General features: G+C 66.7%; 12 protein-coding genes. 3 read left to right on the top strand and 9 right to left on the bottom strand.

Features of this window, described 5'->3' with window-relative positions:
* The 3 genes from OR37_RS22090 to OR37_RS09960 all read right to left on the bottom strand — a co-directional run.
* On the bottom strand, positions 1-201 hold a 201-nt coding region (locus OR37_RS22090), incomplete at its 3' end, for a hypothetical protein (RefSeq protein ID WP_004618865.1).
* A gap of 162 nt (positions 202-363) precedes the next feature.
* Positions 364-1,425, bottom strand: a complete 1,062-nt coding sequence (locus OR37_RS09965; protein WP_004618863.1) for a LacI family DNA-binding transcriptional regulator — start codon at positions 1,423-1,425, stop codon at positions 364-366.
* A 176-nt stretch (positions 1,426-1,601) separates the two neighbouring features.
* A complete protein-coding gene (locus OR37_RS09960; protein ID WP_004618861.1) occupies positions 1,602-3,893 on the bottom strand; it encodes a TonB-dependent receptor in 2,292 nt (763 codons plus the stop codon).
* A 200-nt stretch (positions 3,894-4,093) separates the two neighbouring features.
* Here OR37_RS09960 and OR37_RS09955 point away from each other — a divergent pair, with 200 nt between their 5' ends.
* Both OR37_RS09955 and OR37_RS09950 read left to right on the top strand, forming a co-directional pair.
* Positions 4,094-4,894: a FadR/GntR family transcriptional regulator gene (locus OR37_RS09955; protein WP_004618859.1), complete on the top strand. Its 801-nt coding sequence runs from the start codon at positions 4,094-4,096 to the stop codon at positions 4,892-4,894.
* A 91-nt stretch (positions 4,895-4,985) separates the two neighbouring features.
* Positions 4,986-7,664, top strand: coding sequence for a glycoside hydrolase family 2 TIM barrel-domain containing protein (locus OR37_RS09950; protein ID WP_004618856.1), 2,679 nt, complete (start codon positions 4,986-4,988; stop codon positions 7,662-7,664).
* A 372-nt stretch (positions 7,665-8,036) separates the two neighbouring features.
* Here the strand turns inward: OR37_RS09950 and OR37_RS09945 are convergent, their stop codons facing one another.
* The 4 genes from OR37_RS09945 to OR37_RS09930 form a co-directional block, all read right to left on the bottom strand.
* Entirely contained in the window at positions 8,037-9,305 is a 1,269-nt protein-coding gene (locus OR37_RS09945) for a metallophosphoesterase (protein WP_004618854.1), read from the bottom strand.
* Positions 9,306-9,328: 23 nt separating this feature from the next.
* Positions 9,329-11,947 carry a TonB-dependent receptor domain-containing protein gene (locus OR37_RS09940; RefSeq protein ID WP_004618852.1) on the bottom strand — a complete coding sequence of 873 codons (2,619 nt, stop codon included), beginning with the start codon at positions 11,945-11,947 and terminating at the stop codon, positions 9,329-9,331.
* A gap of 116 nt (positions 11,948-12,063) precedes the next feature.
* Positions 12,064-13,092, bottom strand: coding sequence for a FecR family protein (locus OR37_RS09935; protein ID WP_004618850.1), 1,029 nt, complete (start codon positions 13,090-13,092; stop codon positions 12,064-12,066).
* Positions 13,089-13,610: an RNA polymerase sigma factor gene (locus tag OR37_RS09930; protein ID WP_004618848.1), complete on the bottom strand. Its 522-nt coding sequence runs from the start codon at positions 13,608-13,610 to the stop codon at positions 13,089-13,091. The genes OR37_RS09935 and OR37_RS09930 overlap by 4 nt, the downstream gene beginning before the upstream one ends.
* Before the next feature lie 163 nt (positions 13,611-13,773).
* On the opposite strand from OR37_RS09930, the gene OR37_RS09925 reads away from it, so the two are divergent.
* Complete coding sequence (locus tag OR37_RS09925) at positions 13,774-14,061, top strand: hypothetical protein (RefSeq protein WP_004618846.1); 288 nt, start codon at positions 13,774-13,776, stop codon at positions 14,059-14,061.
* 193 nt (positions 14,062-14,254) lie between these two features.
* Here the strand turns inward: OR37_RS09925 and OR37_RS09920 are convergent, their stop codons facing one another.
* Complete coding sequence (locus OR37_RS09920) at positions 14,255-15,349, bottom strand: alcohol dehydrogenase catalytic domain-containing protein (RefSeq protein ID WP_004618845.1); 1,095 nt, start codon at positions 15,347-15,349, stop codon at positions 14,255-14,257.
* Between the two features lie 18 nt (positions 15,350-15,367).
* The gene (locus OR37_RS09915; RefSeq protein WP_004618842.1) at positions 15,368-16,828 is read right to left on the bottom strand and encodes an aldehyde dehydrogenase; all 1,461 of its coding nucleotides are present in this window, start codon (positions 16,826-16,828) and stop codon (positions 15,368-15,370) included.
* Between the last annotated feature and the right edge of the window lie 2 nt (positions 16,829-16,830).

Here is a 16,830-nt window from a genome sequence, read left to right as displayed (position 1 = left end):
AAGCTCGGGAGACACGGCGGCCTGAGCGGTGCTCGACATCGCCAACACCGACATGCTCGCGGCGAGCAACAGCGCCCGCGCGGGTCGCGCGGCGGGGGCGGCGGATTTGTGATGGCCCACCCGTCCAGTCGCGACGACCACGGGCGCGGCTGACGTAAAAGAGGCCAGACCGCTCGTGTCGAACTTTGGCGTGAAAGGCATGGGCTCCCCCTAAAGGTTGCGACCTCCTGTTGGCGAGGTCTGTGCTCCACCGCTTCTCCGGCGGGGATGAGAGCGTTTTACGCGCGAACGAAAACGTTTTCTATAACAATCGAAATTGGTCAGGCCTCTTTTTGTGCAGCGGAGGCCGACGTGATCTTTTTGCTAGGGAGCCAGATGGATGTCAGACGGGGCGCGCGCGGCGGACTGGCGTCGAACCAGGCGGTAGTCGAGCTTACGCTCCTGAACCCGCGCCCGGAAGCGACGGTCTCCGAACCCGCCGATCAGCATATCCACCGCGGCCTCCGCCATTTCGGCGATGGGTTGATGCACGGTCGTAAGCGGCGGCCAAGAGGTTTCGCCGCCCGGGGCGTTGTCGAAGCCGACCACGGAAAGGCGTTCAGGCACGGCGACGCGGTGCTTGGCCGCGGCGGCCAGCGCGCCGATGGCCATCTCGTCGTTGCCGGCGAAGATCGCGGTCGGCGCCGGCTCCAGGGCCAGCAAGGCCTCGGTCGCGTTGAAGCCCGACATGCCGAAGAAGTCGCCTTGGGCGATCCAGGCGCTAGGGACGCTCACGCCCCGCTCGGCCATGGCGGCCAGATAGCCCGCCTTGCGCCGCACCGCGGCGCGGTGGCCCGCCGGCCCATCGATGTAGGCGATGCGGCGGTGTCCCAAGTCCCAGAGCGCCAAGGTCTGCTCGCGAGCGGCCTCTTGGTCATCCATCCAGACATAGGGCGAGCGCGCCTCGTCGCTGTTGGGCGCCAGGCGGACATACGGGATCGCCGCATCCTCGATCGCGGCCAGCAGGTGGGAATCATCCGAGAGCGGCGGCGTCAGAATCAGTCCGTCGAAGGCGGCCGAGCGCACGAACGCGGCCAGCGCCTCGGGGCTGGGCATGCCGTCGGCGCTCTCGATCTGCTCGACGAGGAGGTGATAGCCGGCCCGACGGCAGGCCCGGGTCGCCCCAAGCTGGACCTCGCCAAGATAGTGGTAGCCGCCCAGGCGCAAGAAGAGCACGCCGATCAGATAGTTGCGCCGCCCCGACAGGGCGCGCGCGGAGACGTTGGGCCGATAGCCCAGCCGCTCGACGATCTCGAGAACGCGACTGCGAACCTCGGGGCCGGCGCCTTCGCCACGGTTAAGGACGCGCGAAACAGTGGCGATCGACACGCCGGCTTCCCGCGCGATGTCCTTGATCGAAACGCCCTTGTCGCCGCTCTTGTCCATCGCCCCTGGTCTATCAGGAATTGTTCGCCCGACGAGCCCCCAGCGCCGGCCCTCGACAAAAAGGCGGCGCGCCGTCGAAGGCGCGCCGCCGGTCGCCAGAGCGGCGAAGATCCCGGGATCCATGGGAGGCGGTCCCGGGGAGAAACGCGATCAGGTCGCCGCGCGCCGCGCGCGCTCTAGAAGCCCATGCGGGCGCGCACGCCGACATAGCGCCTGGAATTGCGCGGCAGCAGCTGAGCCACCCCACCGGCGTTCGACGAACCGGTGTAGCCTAGAGACGTCGCATAGTGCTGATCGAACAGGTTGTTGACGAACAGCGCCACCCGATAAGCATCCTCGTCGCGGCCCGCCACGCCGATGCTGGCGTTGACGACGCCATAGGCCTTCTGGCGAGAGATCGGCGCGCCCAAGAGATCAAGCATGACCGCGCTCTGATGGGTGTATTCCGCCGTCACAAAGCCGTCGAAGGGCATGCTCGGGAGCGCGACGTCATAGGCGCCGGCCAGCGAGTACTTGAACTTCGGCGAATTGGCCAAAGTCTTGCCCGACAGGTCCTGGAAGCTCGATGAGCCGACCGGACGGCAGCCTTGGGCGAGCGTCTGACCCGTGTAGCAGGGCGCGTTGGCGAATTCGCGGATTGTCGCGTCCGTATAGGCCGCCGAGGCGTCGATGCGCAGGGCGCGGACCGGCTTGGCGGACACCTCGACCTCGACGCCCTTGCTGCGGAGCGCGCCCACATTGCTGAGCTGGGGCACGATGGTCCCGTCCGGCTGGGTGACGCCGCCCTGGGCCTGGAAGTCGGTGAAGTCCGTCAGGAAGCCGGTGACGTTCAGTTGGACGCGTCTGTCGAGGATGCGGCTCTTCAGGCCCAGCTCATAGGCCTTGCTGGTCTCCGGTCGGACGGGATTGGCGGCCCGCCCGGGGTTAAAGCCCGTGCTGATGTCGAAGCCTTGCCCCTTGTAGCCGGTCGAGAAGGAGGCATAGCCCATCACGTCGCGCGCCAGATCCTGACGAAGCGCGACCTTATAGGTGACGTGATCGTCCTTGGACTTGCCCGCGCAGACGGACAGGCACGTGGCGTTGTTCGCGGGCGGGCTGGCCGTCGGCGTGGTGTTGATGAAGGTGGCCTGAATTTCCTCGTGGTTGAACCGCAGGCCGCCGTCGAGATGGGTCCTCTCGCCGACGTGGTAGGTCATCTGGGTAAAGGCGGCCATGGTCTTGGTGCCGGCGGTCGCCGCCCAGCTGGTCGCGGCGTTGGGGCCCCGGGCGTAGGATCGGTTGGAGTCGCCGTTGGCGTAGAACAGGGCGAAGAGGTAGTCGAGCTTGCGAACGCCGCTCGACACCAAGCGCAGCTCCTGGCTGAAGTTGGTCGAATGGAACGGACCGCCGGCGGTCGAGCCCTTCGGCAGGATGCTGGTCGGGTCGGCGTTGTTCAGCAGCGTGGGCGTGCCCAGGGTGTCCAGGTCTTCCAGGAAGCGGAAGCGCCAGTCCTGATAGCCCGTGATCGAGACGAGGTTGGCGCCGCCCAGATCCAGGCTCACGCGGCTCGTCAGGGTGGTCTGTTTGCTGGTGTTCTTCGGCTCGGTGTCGAGGCGGATCTTGTAGTTGTCATCCCCGGGCGTCAGGCCCACGGCGGAAAGGGCCAGGGGCGCGCCGAAGGCGCTGGCGCCCGGTTTGATGCTCTGGAAGGTCCGCACCTGACCGTCGGTCTTGGTATTGGTGTGCGCGGCGGTCAGGCTGATGTTCAGGTTCTCGGTCGGGTCCAGTTCCAGCCGCCCGCGCACGCCGTAGGCGCGCTCGCCGTTCAGCTTGTGGCCGGTGTTGAGGTTTTTGATGTAGCCGTCACGGTCACCATAGAAGGCGTTGAGGCGGAAGCCGGCCTTGTCCGAGATCGGTCCGGAGACCATCCCCTCGACACGCTTTTCACCGTCGCTGGTCAGGGTTCCGCCCACGGAGCCCTTCAGGGTCTTGGTCGGCTTTTGCGTCACGATGTTGATGACGCCGGCCGCGGAGTTCTTGCCGAACAACGTGCCTTGCGGGCCGCGCAGCACTTCGAGGCGGGCGATGTCGTTGAGGCCCGAGAAGGCTTGAGCTTGTTGCAGCAGCGCGACGTCGTCGACCACGACCGCGACGCTCGGCTCGATGCCGATGCTGAACGAGAAGGTGCCGATCCCGCGCAGGTTGATGCTGTTGCCGGTGGCGTTGGTGTTTTCAGTGACCGTCAGGCTGGGCGAGACGCGGACCACGTCGGTGACTTGAGACACGTTGCGCGCTTCCAGCTGTTCGCTGGTCACCGCGCTGACGGCGGCCGGCACGTCTTGCAGGTTTTGTTCGCGCTTTTGAGCCGTGACGACGATCTCGTCGAGCGCGACATTTTGCTCGGCCGACTTGGGAGCGGCTTGCGCCCAAGCCTGTCCCGACGCCGCGATCATCGCGGCGCTCGCCATCCAAAGAAGACGCCTGTTCATTTCCCCTCCGATTGTTATTCGCGCCAGGCTTTCCGGTCGCGCTCAATCTGTCTGACCAATTCTTGGGGCGTATGAATTTGGGTCAACCTCTTTTTGCCTGACATCTTCGCGGCGCCGGCGCAAAATCGCCCGCGCCGACCCGTCGGCCCGCGCGCGGTTGGCGCGGGCGGCGGATGTCGAGGCGAAGGGGAGGATGTCGAGTGGCAATTCGCGCGAAAGGTGCGGCGGATCGGTCAGCCGGCGACGATGGCGCGATCAGCGGCGATCGCCTCTACCAGCGATTGGCGCGCCATATCTTCGATGACCTGGTGGATGGACGGTATGCGATCGGCAGCCGCCTGCCGGCCGAGCGCGAGCTCTGCGCCGAGTATGGCGCTAGTCGCCCCGCCGTGCGGGAGGCGCTGATCGCGCTCGAGGTCCAGGGTTATCTCGATATCCGAGTGGGCTCGGGGGCCTATGTCCGGCGGCTGCCCGGCCTGGAGGATCACCCCGGTTTCGCCATCACCGCCTTCGAACTCACCGAAACGCGCCTGGCTTTCGAAGGTGAAGCGGCGGCCCTGGCGGCCAAGCAGATCACCGACGAGGAGATCGCCAAGCTTGAGGGGCTGCTGGAGGCGATGGTCGCCGAGAATCTTCGCGCCAAGGTGACGGAGGACGCCGATCGCGAATTCCACATGACCATCGCCCGAGCGACGCGAAACGCCGGGGTCGTGCTGACGATCGAGGAGTTGTGGCGCCTGCGCTCCACCTCTCCGGCCTGTGCTCTGCTCCACGACAAGGCCCGCAGCGCCAAGATCCGCCCGGTGGTGGCCGAGCACCGCCGCATCGTTGACGCGCTGAAGGTCCGGGATCCCCACGCGGCGCGAGCGGCCATGCGCGCGCACTTGGCCGCCGTCATGGACCACCTGCTGTTCACGACCGAGGAGATGGCGCTGGAAGAGGCCCGTCGCGCCGCCGCCGGCGTGCGGGCTCGGTACTCATCCGCGCTGGACGAAAGCTGACTGACCAATTTTGAAGATTGATCTGGCAGATTCAGCGTTAGTCGCTAAGCTCGCGCCAAAGTCGCCATTGAGCGATGTGGGAGGCTTGCCGATGAAACGATTGTTCCTGGCCACGACCATGGCCGCCCTCATCGCCCCCGCCGCCGTCATGGCCGCGCCTATCGCCAGCCCGATCCGGATCGAAACGCCGCTGGCCCAGGACTGGCGGTTTCGCCAGGACGACACGCTGAGCGGCGTCGAGCGCCCGGACTTCGACGATCAAAACTGGCGGCGTGTCAGCGTCCCGCACACCTGGAACCGAGTGGGGCTGTATCAGCCCGGTGCGGTCGAGCGCCTGAACAAGGCCGAAAACATCAACAAAACCCAGGGCGTGGGCTGGTACCGGCTCACCTTCGCCGCGCCCAAGCTGAACGGCCGCCGCGCCTATCTCCAGTTCGACGCGGTCAGCCGCACGGCCAAGGTCTGGCTGAACGGGGTCTATCTGGGCGAGCACCAGGGCGGCTTCTCACGCTTCCGGCTCGACGCCACCGACGCGCTGCGCGGCGACGGCCAGAACCTGCTGGTCGTGCGCGCGGACAACAGCAAGCCCGCGCCGGGCTCGCCGACGGTCGACAACCTGCCGCTGACCGGAGACTTCTTTGTCCACGGCGGCCTCTACCGCCCGGTGAGCTTGGTGGTGACGAACGCCGTCCACTTCGACATGCTCGATTTCGGCGGTTCCGGCGTCTATGCCCGCACCACCGCCTTGAGCGCTGATAAGGCCGTCATCGAGGTCAAGGCGAGGCTGCGGAACGACCTGAGCCGCGCCGCGGCGGTGCGCGTGGTCTCGCGCCTCCGCGACGCCGATGGCAAGGTCGTGGCGCGGGCCATCGCCTCGGCCGGCCTTCCGACCAAGGGCGGACAGGAGTCGACGCTGTCCTTGTCGGTCTCGAACCCGCGCCTCTGGAACGGGGTGATCGACCCTTACCTCTATCGGCTCGAGACCGAGCTGGTCGGCCGCGACGGTAAGGTGCTGGATCGCGTCTCCTCGGCGTTCGGCGTGCGCCAAATGGGTTTTGATCCGGAGAAGGGCTTCTTGCTGAACGGCAAGCCCTATCGCTTGCGGGGCGTGGGCTACCACCAGGATCGCGAGGGCAAGGGCTGGGCGCTTTCGCCCGCCGACATCGAAGAGGATGTGGCGATCCTGCGCGAGATGGGCGCCAACTCCATTCGCCTGACCCACTACCAGCACGGCCAGACGATCCACGACCTGGCCGACAAGTATGGCTTGGTGTTGTGGGACGAAATCCCCCTGGTCTCGGCCTGGACGACGGGCGGCGCCCTGGAGCCGACGCCCGCCCTGGTCGAGAATGCCAAGCAGCAACTGCGCGAGCTGATCCGCCAGAACTACAACCATGCCTCGGTCGCCAACTGGGGCATCGCCAATGAAGTCGATTTCGGCAACTCCTTTCCCGCCTTCCTCACGGGCTACAAGGACGGCAAGGCGCCGGACCCGATGCCGCTGCTCAAGACGCTGAACGATCTCGCGCACCAGGAAGACGCCGGCCGCCCCACGGCGCTGGCGACCTGCTGCGAGGGCCGCGTCTTCGCCGCCGGCGTGGACGTGCCGACGACGGCCGAGGCCGCGGACCTTGGCGGCGCCAACCGCTACTTCGGCTGGTACTTTGGCGCGCCCGACGACCTTGGTCCGCACCTCGACGCTCTACACGCCAAGCGCCCGCGTCAGCCGCTCTCGGTGACCGAGTACGGCGCCGGCGGCGGCGTCACCCTGCACACCGACGACGTGCTGGGCGGGCCGATCGACTCGCGCGGCCGGGCGCAGCCCGAGGAGTACGAGAGCTACATCCACGAGACCGCTTGGGCGGCGCTGTCGCGGCGCTCCTACCTCTGGGGTTCCTGGCTGTGGAACGCCTTCGACTTCGGCACCACCATTCGTCACGAAGGCGACGCCGACGACATCAACACCAAGGGCTTGGTCACCTACGACCGTAAGGTCCGCAAGGACGCCTGGTACTTCTACAAGGCCAATTGGACGACCACTCCGACCGTGCACATCAATGGTCGGCGCTATGTCGACCGGGCCTATCCGGTGACGGACGTGCGGGTCTATTCAAACGGCGCGGCCACCGACCTGACGCTGAACGGAAAGTCCCTGGGTCAGCGGACCGAGTGTCCGCAACGCGTCTGTGTCTGGCGGGCCGTCCGCCTCCAGCCGGGCGAGAACGTGCTGGTCGCCAAGACGGAGGTCCAGAACCAGACGGTCGAAGATCGCATCGTCTGGCGCCGTCCCGCCGACCCCAAGGCGCCGATCCGCATCGACGCGGGAACCCTTATCGGCTCGGGCAAGACGACGGCGTTCGGATCGGACGCCTTCTTTACCGGTGGCCAAGCGCTCTCGGCCAATACGTCGGCGGACTATGGGCGTCCGGAGGTTCGCGCCGCCATCACCGGGACCGATGAGGTCGATGTCGCCGCGAGCTACCGCCAGGGGCGCTTCTCCTACGCCGTCCCCGTCGCGCCTGGTCGCTACAGCGTGCGCCTGACCTTCGTCGAGCCGAACCTCGCCGCTGGCGCGCGTCGCTTCGACGTCCTTGTCAATGGCGCGCTGGTCCTCAAGAACCTGGACGTCGCCGCCGAAGGGGGTGGCGCGCTGAAGGCGGTCACCAAGGCGTTCGAGGCGGAAGCGCGGGACGACGGCCTGACGCTGCGGTTCGTCCCCACCCAGGGCGAAGCGATCGTCTCGGCTATTGAGATCAAGCCGGTCGACTAGGGCTCCACAGGTGCTCGCTGCTTGATCGCCTACTCAGGCTTTTACGCCTCGTCCTTCGAAGACTTGATGCTCCTGCCGAAGATTGAACAGTGCACTGGTTGAAATTCCGACTACAAAGGGCTGGCAACCCTCGGGCACGATGGTGCTCGCGCCGCATCTCGGTCGCAGATAGTGCTGTAAAGGCGAAGCTTTAAGTTCCACGACTCACCCGCGGCCGTTTCGACCGTCCTACCGAAGATCCGGTGTGTGGAGTGATGGCAAAGTCTGCTGTGGCGCACGGCGGAAGTCTTGGCCCGGAAAGGGCCGCGGGATGGGGGCTTGCTTGGAAGAGGGCGTCGCGGTCGCACGAAATGCGACCGCGATGAGGTGGTGTTAGGAGCCTTTGCCGAACCGTTGTCGGAAATCGCTTAGGGTGATCGTGAAGTCGTCCTGGCCGTGGAAGTCCACGTCGGACAGCGCCGGCTTTTCCTTGGCCTTGTACCAGGCGGCGTATTGCGCCGTGTCGCGGCTGCTCTTGTTGTAGACGGTGGAATAGGTTCGCACCGCGATGGTCGGCGTCGCATCGCCTAGATGGAAGGTCATCATCCGTAACCAGCCGTCGCCGATGCCGACATAGGGGTTGTTCACGCCCGCGTCGATCGCTGTCTGATGGCGGTCCTGATAGTCGCTGAGCACCTGCACGACCTTGTGGCCGAAGCGGTTGTCATCGGTCCGCAGGGCCTGACCGTGCTCGTGGCCGCACAGCACAAGGAAGATCTGGTCGTGCTGGCTGATGAACTTGTCCCAGACCATCTGCGGGGTGTTGTCGTTAGGGTCGACGGCGTTGTTGTCGATGATCGGGTTGGGCAGCCGGCGGCCGTCATTGTCCATGTAGTCGTGGGTCGTGACGATGGTCGGCAGGCCGGGGTGCTTGCGGATGACTTCGGCCGCCCACGCCAGGCTGTCGTTGGTCGGGTCGAATCGCAGGCCGATATGCAGGAAGGTGTAGCCGCCGGCCTTGAAGATCTGGGCGCTGTCGGCGCCGCCGTCATGCGAGTCCACGTACCAGGGCTTGCCCTTGAAGAACGCCGAGTCCGCGCCGAACACCGCATCGAAGTTCGTAAGGCCGCCAGCGTGCAGCATGCCAATGTCCTCGGGTCCCTTCACCACCGCCTTGGGCGGGTGGTTCACGTCGGTCCACATCGCGTCGTGGTCATGGTTGCCGGGCACGACGGCGAAGGGCGTCTTGCCGTCCAGCATGGCGTAGCCTTCGCGCGCCGTCGGCATCTCGATCTCGCGCACCTTAGGCGTGGGGGCGAATTCGTGGTCCATGACCGGATTGGGCGCGCGCTTGAAGCTGCGGGCCACGTGGTCGGGATCCATCTCCAGGCTCTGATGCTGCCAGACGTCGCCCAGGCCCACGACGAACGCGACGTCGCCGCCCTGGCTTTTGAGCCGGCTAGAGACGTAACGCAGCTGGTCCAGGAACATGTCGCGGCCGTCGAACGGGAAGCCGGCGACCTTCTGGTGGGTGTAGTCGATATAGTTTTGCGTGTCGGGCAGGACGGCGATCGAGAAGTCGCGAGTCTCCGCCGCGTGGGCCGGCGCCGCCACCAGGGTCAGCGACAGCAGGAGAGCGGCCCGGCTGAAGGGGGTCTTCATGGTGTGATGTCCTTGGCTGGGGATCAGAATTGCGCGCGCAGGGTCGCGCCGTAGCTGGCGAACTCGCCGAAGAACGGCACGTAGACGCCGGGCAGCAGGCTGCCGTAGCTGAGGTAATTGGCGACGTAGTGCTTGTCGGTGACGTTGCGGCCCCAAACGCTGAAGTCCCAGCGTCCATCGGCGGCGCGAAGCCCCGCGCGCAGGTTCAGCAGGCCATAGCCGCCGGTCCGCGAATAGGGCGAGTCATCGAGATAACCGTAGTAGTGGGACCGGAAGCTATATTCCGCCACGCCGTAGCCGGTCAGACGATCGGTGACGTTATGCTCGTAACGGGCGCTGGCGTTGGCGATCCAGCGGGGCGCGCCGGCCACCGGGCGTCCGGTCAAATCGCAGACGCTGACCGTCGAACCGGCCGGGCAGGGGCCGTTCTTGTAGGCCGCGTAGGTCGCGTCGTTGAACGAACCCGTGGCTGTCAGGGTCAGGCCCGTGAACGGGACGGCGGTCAGCTCGCCCTCGACCCCCTGGGTGCGCACGCTGCCGACATTGGTCAGCAGCTGGGCGACGTTGCCGTTGACCGTGGCGATGTAGGTCGCCTGGTAGTCGGAGACGTGGGTGTAGAAGGCGTCGACCGAGAACCGCAGGCGGCGCTGGAAGAACTCGCCCCGCAGGCCGGCTTCATAGCTGGTCGCCGTCTCGGGCTTGACGATCAGGCTGTCGGTCGTCTGGCCGGTGGCCGGCAGGCTGGTGTTGACGCCGCCGGCCTTCTCGCCGCGCGAGACGCTGGCGAAGTACATCAGGCTCGGCGTGGCGTGGTAGTCGGTGCTGAGCACGAAGGAGGGCGAGGTCTTGTCGGTGCTGACCTGGAACGGCGCCACCTTCTGGCTGACCAGGGCCGTGACGGTCTGGCCGTTAAGGAGCGAACGCGGCGTGTCGCGCCACACGGTTTCCTGCTTCTTTTCGTAGGTCTCGCGCAGGCCGGCGGTAATGTTCCAACGGGGGGTCACATGCCAGGTCGCCTGGCCGAAGGCGGCGTAGCTGTGGGTCTCCGGCGTGGAATAGAGATCCCACTGGGTGTTGTTGTAGAGCAGCAGGCCCGCCAGGGCTGGCGAATACTGGGCATAGGTCGGCAGCAGGCCGTTGGGGATCCCGCTCAGCCAGGCCGCAGCGTCGGCGCCGTACTGGGTGATCGCCTGTACGTGCAGCTTCTGCTGGAAATAGTAGAGGCCTGCGACGGCGTCGACGTCGCCCATGCGCGGGAACTTGACCCGCAGCTCCTGGCTCAGCTGGTTGTGGTTGATCTTGTAGCCGCCGTTCAGCACGTCGGCCGCGGTGGCGTCGGTGTCGGAGTCCGAGGCGTAATGCCAGCGCCGGTAGGCCGTCAGCGAGGTGACGAGGAATTCGCCCAGCCGCCAGTTGGCCTCGGCCGAGAAGGCCGTCTGGCGCGTGCCGGTCTGGTCGTGCGCGCCGATATAGGTGGTCTCGCCTTCGGGATCGGCCTTCAGCACGGCGCCCACGGCGTTCAGCTTGGTCTGGAGGACCGTCGGCGTGACGCCCAGGGAATTCAGTGTCAGGACCGCGCCGGTGCTTTGCTGCTCGCGGTGATACTCGCCGATCAGGCGCAGGCTGAAGGCGTCGTTCGGCTTGTAGAGCAGTTGGCCGCGAACGCCCTTGCGGCCGATGCCGGCGACATCCTTGCCGGTCGTGACGTTGCGGACCACGCCGTCGCGGCTGGTGCTATAGGCGGTCAGGCGGCCGGCCAGCACGTCCCCCGCCAGCGGGCCGCTGATCGTGCCCTGATATTGCTGGAGATTGTCGCTGCCATAGGTGGCCTGGGCGCGGCCGCTGAATGCGAAGCTAGGCTCGGCGGTGGTGATATTGATCGCGCCGGCCGTGGTGTTCTTGCCGAACAGCGTGCCCTGCGGGCCGCGCAGCACCTCGATCTGGTCGACGTCGATCAGGTCGGTGGCGGCCATGCCGGGGCGGCCCAGGAATACGCCGTCCAGGAATACGCCCGCGCTGCCCTCCAGGCCATCATTGCCCGGATTGGTGCCCAGGCCCCGGATCGAGAAGCTGGACTGGTGGCCATTGGTGATCACGAAGTTGGTGCTGGGCACCAGGGTGCTGAGGTCCTCGATCCGGCGGTGGTCGTTGCGGGTCAGGTCGGCGCCGCTGATCGCGGTCAGGGCGATCGGCACGTCGCTGATGCGTTCGCGCGACTTGCGGGCGGTGACGGTGACCTCCGCGATGGCGTCGACGGCCGGCGGCGCCTCGGACGTGGCGGCGGATTTGGCGGGAGCCGGCGAAACCAGGGCGGCCTTGACCAGGACGGCCCGATGCGGCCGTTGGATCACCACCGTCCCGCCGGAGACGACCTCGACGAGGCCCGTGCCTGACAGCATGCCGTGGATCGCCATGTCGAAGCTGGCGGCGTTGCGCACGGTCGAGGATCGGGCGCCCTGAACCATCTGCGGCGTGAACAGGATGTTGCGGCCGGACATGTGGGCCAGCTTGGTCAGGGCCTCGCCCAGGTCCTGCGACGGGATGTTGAAGCCGGTCGCGTGCGTCTGGGCGGCGACCGTGTTCGCGGCGGCCAGCCAGAGCGCGCTGGCCAGCAGCGCGCGCTTGATGTTGCGTGAGTTCATGTTCGTCGTCCCCGAAATTGGAGCGCGGAGGGGAGGGCGCTCCGGCTTTCGCAGGGCTTGACGACAGGGAACGGCGTTATCCGGAGTGTCGTGAAAATTTCACGGTCCGCGAGGGCTCAGCGATGGGCAGCGGCGGCGGACCGGATCTCGAAACGGCCGGGACCGACTTCTCGCCAGGTCATCGGGTAGAGTGTCGATACGGCGTTGAGGAAGCCGACGGGATCGTTGACGTGGTAGACGCCGCTGATCGGCCTGGCGCCGATCGCGGGGTCCACGTCGAAGCTGGTCGGCGTCCGGGCGCCGAATTCCGCCAGGGCCGAAGCCAAGGTTGCGCCCCGCAGCACCAATTCGCCCCGCTGCCAGGCCAGGGCGGAGGTCAGGTCCACTGGGGAGACGGTCAGTTGGCCGTCCGGCGCGAGTTCGGCGGCTTCGCCGGGGCGCAGGCGGGCGCGGACCGTCCTGGCAGCCGGATCGTGCAGCTCGACAGCGCCTTGCACCAGCACGACGCGCAGCGTCTCGTCCCGGCAGCGGACGGTGAAGCGCGTGCCTTTGTCCCACACCTGGAGCGGACCGGCGGCGACCCGGAACGGACGCCAGGCCTGCGTCATCCAGCGGCCGTGACCGACGTCGAACTCCGCCTCGCCCCTGACCAGCCGGACCTCGCGGCTGAAGACGCCGTAGCGGACCTCCAGCCGGGTGGCCGAGTCCAGCCGCACGCGCGTCCCGTCGGGAAGCACGGTGTTCAGCTGCTCGCCGCGCGGCGTGGCGTAGGTCTGCTGGTTCGACAGCAGGGTGAACGTTGCGGCCGCCGCCGTGGCCAGGGCGGCGCCGGCGAAGGCCGCGCCCCGGAACCAGATCCTGGCCCGCCCCCGCGCCCGGGCGCCATGGCTGTCGCGCAGGCTCCGCGCGCGCAGCAGGGCGGGCGCCAGGACATCGGACCGTCCGGCCTGTTCGGACATGGTCCAGGACCTGGAGACGACGTCCATGGCCGCGGCATGTTCGGGCGCGGCCTTCAGCCAGGCCAGCAACTCCGCGCGCTGGGGCTCGGAGAGGCTGTCGGAGCGGGCGCGCACGAACCAGCGCGTCGCTTCCTCGAGGACGCGTTCTTCGCTGGGCGCCAAGGTCGGGACGGGGGCGACGGTCACGGCCGCAAGGTCTCCGCCAGCCGTCGGGAAATCAAGAGCAGCACACGTTCGACGTGACGCGACGCAACCTTGGGCTCAATGCCGAGCCTGGCGGCGGCCTCGCGGTGGGTGAGGCCCTCGACGCGGACCAGTAGGAAGACGCTGCGCGCGATCGGCGAGGCCTCCTCCAGGGTGGCGATGACCTTCGACAGCCGCTCTCGGGCGATGACAGAAGCCTCGGCCGACGGGCGATCGTCGCCCACCTCCCAGTCGTCATCCAGGCGGACCTGGGCGCTGCTGGCTTGGCGGCGGGCATTGCGCGCGCCGTCGATGATCAGGTTGGCGGCGATGCGGCGGAGCATGCCCTGCCACGACCGCACCGGCCTGGACGGCGGCGTGGCAAGAACTCGGGCGTAGACCTCTTGAACATAGTCGTCCACGTCGTCCCCGACACGCAGGCGCCGACGCAGATAGGCCCGCAGCAGGGGCTCCTCGTCCTGGACGAGGCGCTCGACATCGGGCTTGGGTTCGGGCGGCACGGCCGCGCTGATAGCGGTCGACTATAACAACTTTGCGAAGTTGGCGTTGGCCAGCCGCGCGCGCTCGCCAACGCTAAGGTAGAAGGTCTCGTTGGGGCGATAACCTCCGCGAAAGGCGCGGTCGTAGCCGACTGGGGGCGCGGGCGGCCACGGGCTGGCGCGCATGGTCCATGACCGGCGCGCCGGAGAGCGGCCGGCCTACATCCCCGACGATAAGGCCGCCCTGAAGGTGTCTCGCGGCAAACGCTGGTCGGATTTGGGCCAGGAAGAGCTGATCGTCATGTCTCGTAAGGCGGGTCTGCCCGAGGGGCTGGTCCTAAGCGCCGCTGTCGAGACGGTCGCGGCCTTCAGGGAGATCTGGAGTCGAGACCTGAGCAATCTTCCGATCGACGCGGCCGTGAGAGAGGTTGTCGAGACCCAGCTAAAGATCGTGCCTCTTGCTCGAGCCTGACGACTCGGCAGGCGGGTCCTAGGGGGCGGTCAGTCCGGCTGTTCCCGCGCGGCAGCGCGATCGTGGCCGCCGCCGGCAAAGCCGCTCCGGGCGCGAAGGGTAGAAATCGTGACAGTTCGGTTTGGGACAAAAGCCGACTCGATGAGGCTGGCCTTGTCGCCGGTCGCCTACCAGACCCTGATGATAGCGGCGATCAGTCAAATAGGATCACGGTGCGAGTGCTTAAGCCCTGCTTCATCATCGCAAAGCCCTCGTTGATCTCATCCAGCTTGAGGCGGTGTGAGATCAGATCGTCGAAATTGACACGGCCTTCGGCATATTCCGATACGAGGCTAGGCAAGCCCGAGCGCGCCTTGACGCCTCCCATCAGGAGGCCGCCCACCGTCTTGCCCATCGATAGTTGCTGAACGGGCGTCGTCAGTTCGGAACCCGATGGCGCGACGCCGATGATCGTGCAGCGGCCATAAAAAGCATTGGTCGCGGCGATAGCTTCGCGCATGACCGCCGGCGCTCCTATGCATTCGAAGCTATGCGTCGCGCCCATGACGGTGATCGCCATGATCTCCGCGGCCACGCTTTCCACCTTGTCGGGATTGATGAAATGAGTGAGGCCCAGCTTTCGAGCCACGGCCTCCTTCGCATCGTTGGTGTCGACGCCGATGATCACTTGCGCGCCGGCGAGCGCGGCGCCTTGCACCACGTTGAGGCCGACGCCGCCGAGGCCGAACACCGCTACCAGGGCCTCGCGATCGACATCATGGCGGCGGACCGAGCCGATGCCGGTCGCTCCGCCGCAAGAGGCGTAGCACGCCCCTTCGAAGCTTGCGTGCTCGCTCACCTTGGCGACCCGGTCCGCGGCGATGACCATATGATCGGCGAAGGTGCCCATGCCCACGAAGGTGTGGATGCGTTGTCCGTTCCGCGACAGGCGCGAGAAATCCGTGCCGGTCCGCTCGCCGATCTTCAGGCAGATATTGGTCTTACCCGATTGGCAGTTCGGGCAGACACCGCATTCGGGCAGCAGAAAAGGGACGACGTGATCGCCTTCCCGCAGATCGGAAACGTCGGGGCCGACAGCCACAACGACGCCTGCCGACTCATGACCGAGCACCGCCGGGACGGGCTGGGGTTGATGACCCTCGATGATGTGTAGATCGGTGTGGCATAGCCCCGTAGCCTTGATCTTGACCAGGACTTCTCCCGGACCTGGATCGTCGAGTTCGAGCGTCTCGATGGTAAGCGGCTGGTTGGGGCCATGAAACACGGCCGCCTTGATCTTCATCGGCATGACTCGAACCTTCCAGGTTTACCGGGGGGCGATTGGAGGGGACGACAGGTAGATAGCCTTGATCTCGGTATAGAGATCGAGGGCCTCCGGGCCTCCCTCCCGGCCAAGGCCAGACTGCTTGTATCCGCCGAAAGGCAAGCCCGCCTGCGGCCCCATCCCGTTCTGGGCCACCGAGCCCGCCCGAATCCGCCGCGCCAAGGTCAGGGCGAGATCCGCGTCGAGGGTGAAGATCGCGCCGTTGAGACCATAAGGGCTATCGTTGGCGATCGCCACGGCCTCGTCGACGCTGTCGTAGGGTTGAACAACAAGCACGGGACCGAAGATTTCCTCCCGCGCGATGCTCATCTGGTTGGTGATATTGGCGAAAACGGTCGGCTGAACGAGGCAGCCGTTCACGATCCCACCGGTCATCAGGCGCGCGCCTGACCGTTTCCCCGCTTCGATGTAGCCAGCCACCCGTTCGGCCTGGGCGGGACTGGCGACAGGACCGATCTGGGTGGCTGGATCCGAAGGGTCGCCGACCTTCAGCGCGCCATAGGCGGCCGCCAGGCCTTGCGCGAGTTCGTCGTGCCGACGACGGGAGACCAGGACGCGGGTCAGGCCCATGCAGGCCTGACCGTTGAACAGGGTCGACATCTGCACCAGGGCGGGAATGGCCGAAGCGAGCGGGAAATCGTCCAGAATGATGGCGGCCGACTTCCCGCCAAGCTCAAGCGTCACGCGCGCGACTCTCTCCATGCAGCGCGCGGCGATGTGCTTGCCGGCCGTGGTGGAGCCGGTGAAGCTCACCTTGTCGACGCGCGGGTCGCCAATGAGGTGCTCGCCGACCGCCCGATCGGCCGGCAGGACTGACAGCACGCCCTCGGGAAAGCCGGCCTGCTGGGCGCACTCGGCGAAGATCAGGCAATCGAGCGGGGCCTCGAGGGCCGGCTTGACGATCACTGGGCAGCCTACCGCTAGCGCCGGCGCCATCTTGTTCATCGCCAGAAGCGACGGGAAGTTCCACGGGACGATGGCGGCGACGACGCCGACGGGCTCCCGGCTGATGCGCGCGAGCCCCCCCTGCGCCGGACGGTCCTCTTCGAACCTGTAGGCGCCAGCGAACTCGATCGTGTTGCGCAGGCTAACGACCGCTGAGCTCGCCACTGCCGTCGAGAAGCTTATCGGAATGCCGATCTGCGCGGAGTGGGCCGTCGCGATATCGCCGACCCTCGCCTCGATTGCATCAGCCCACCGCGAGAGGACCGCGAGACGTTCGCTCAACTGCATTCGGGGCCATGGGCCGTTCTCGAAAGCCGTCGCCGCGGCGGCGACGGCCCGTTCCACGTCCTCAGCCTTGGCTTCGGCGATTTCGATCACCGTTCGTCCGTCGAACGGACTGATTATAGTGTGCTTGGCGCTTGTCGCGGGAGCGACCCATGCGCCGCCGATGAATAGCGCATCGGGACGGCTAAGGTGAACCGTCGCATGGAAGCTCATGG

The sequence above is a fragment of the Caulobacter vibrioides OR37 genome (genome assembly GCF_000372645.1).
Lineage (GTDB): Bacteria > Pseudomonadota > Alphaproteobacteria > Caulobacterales > Caulobacteraceae > Caulobacter > Caulobacter vibrioides_E.
This window is presented reverse-complemented; position numbering and strand designations above follow the sequence as displayed.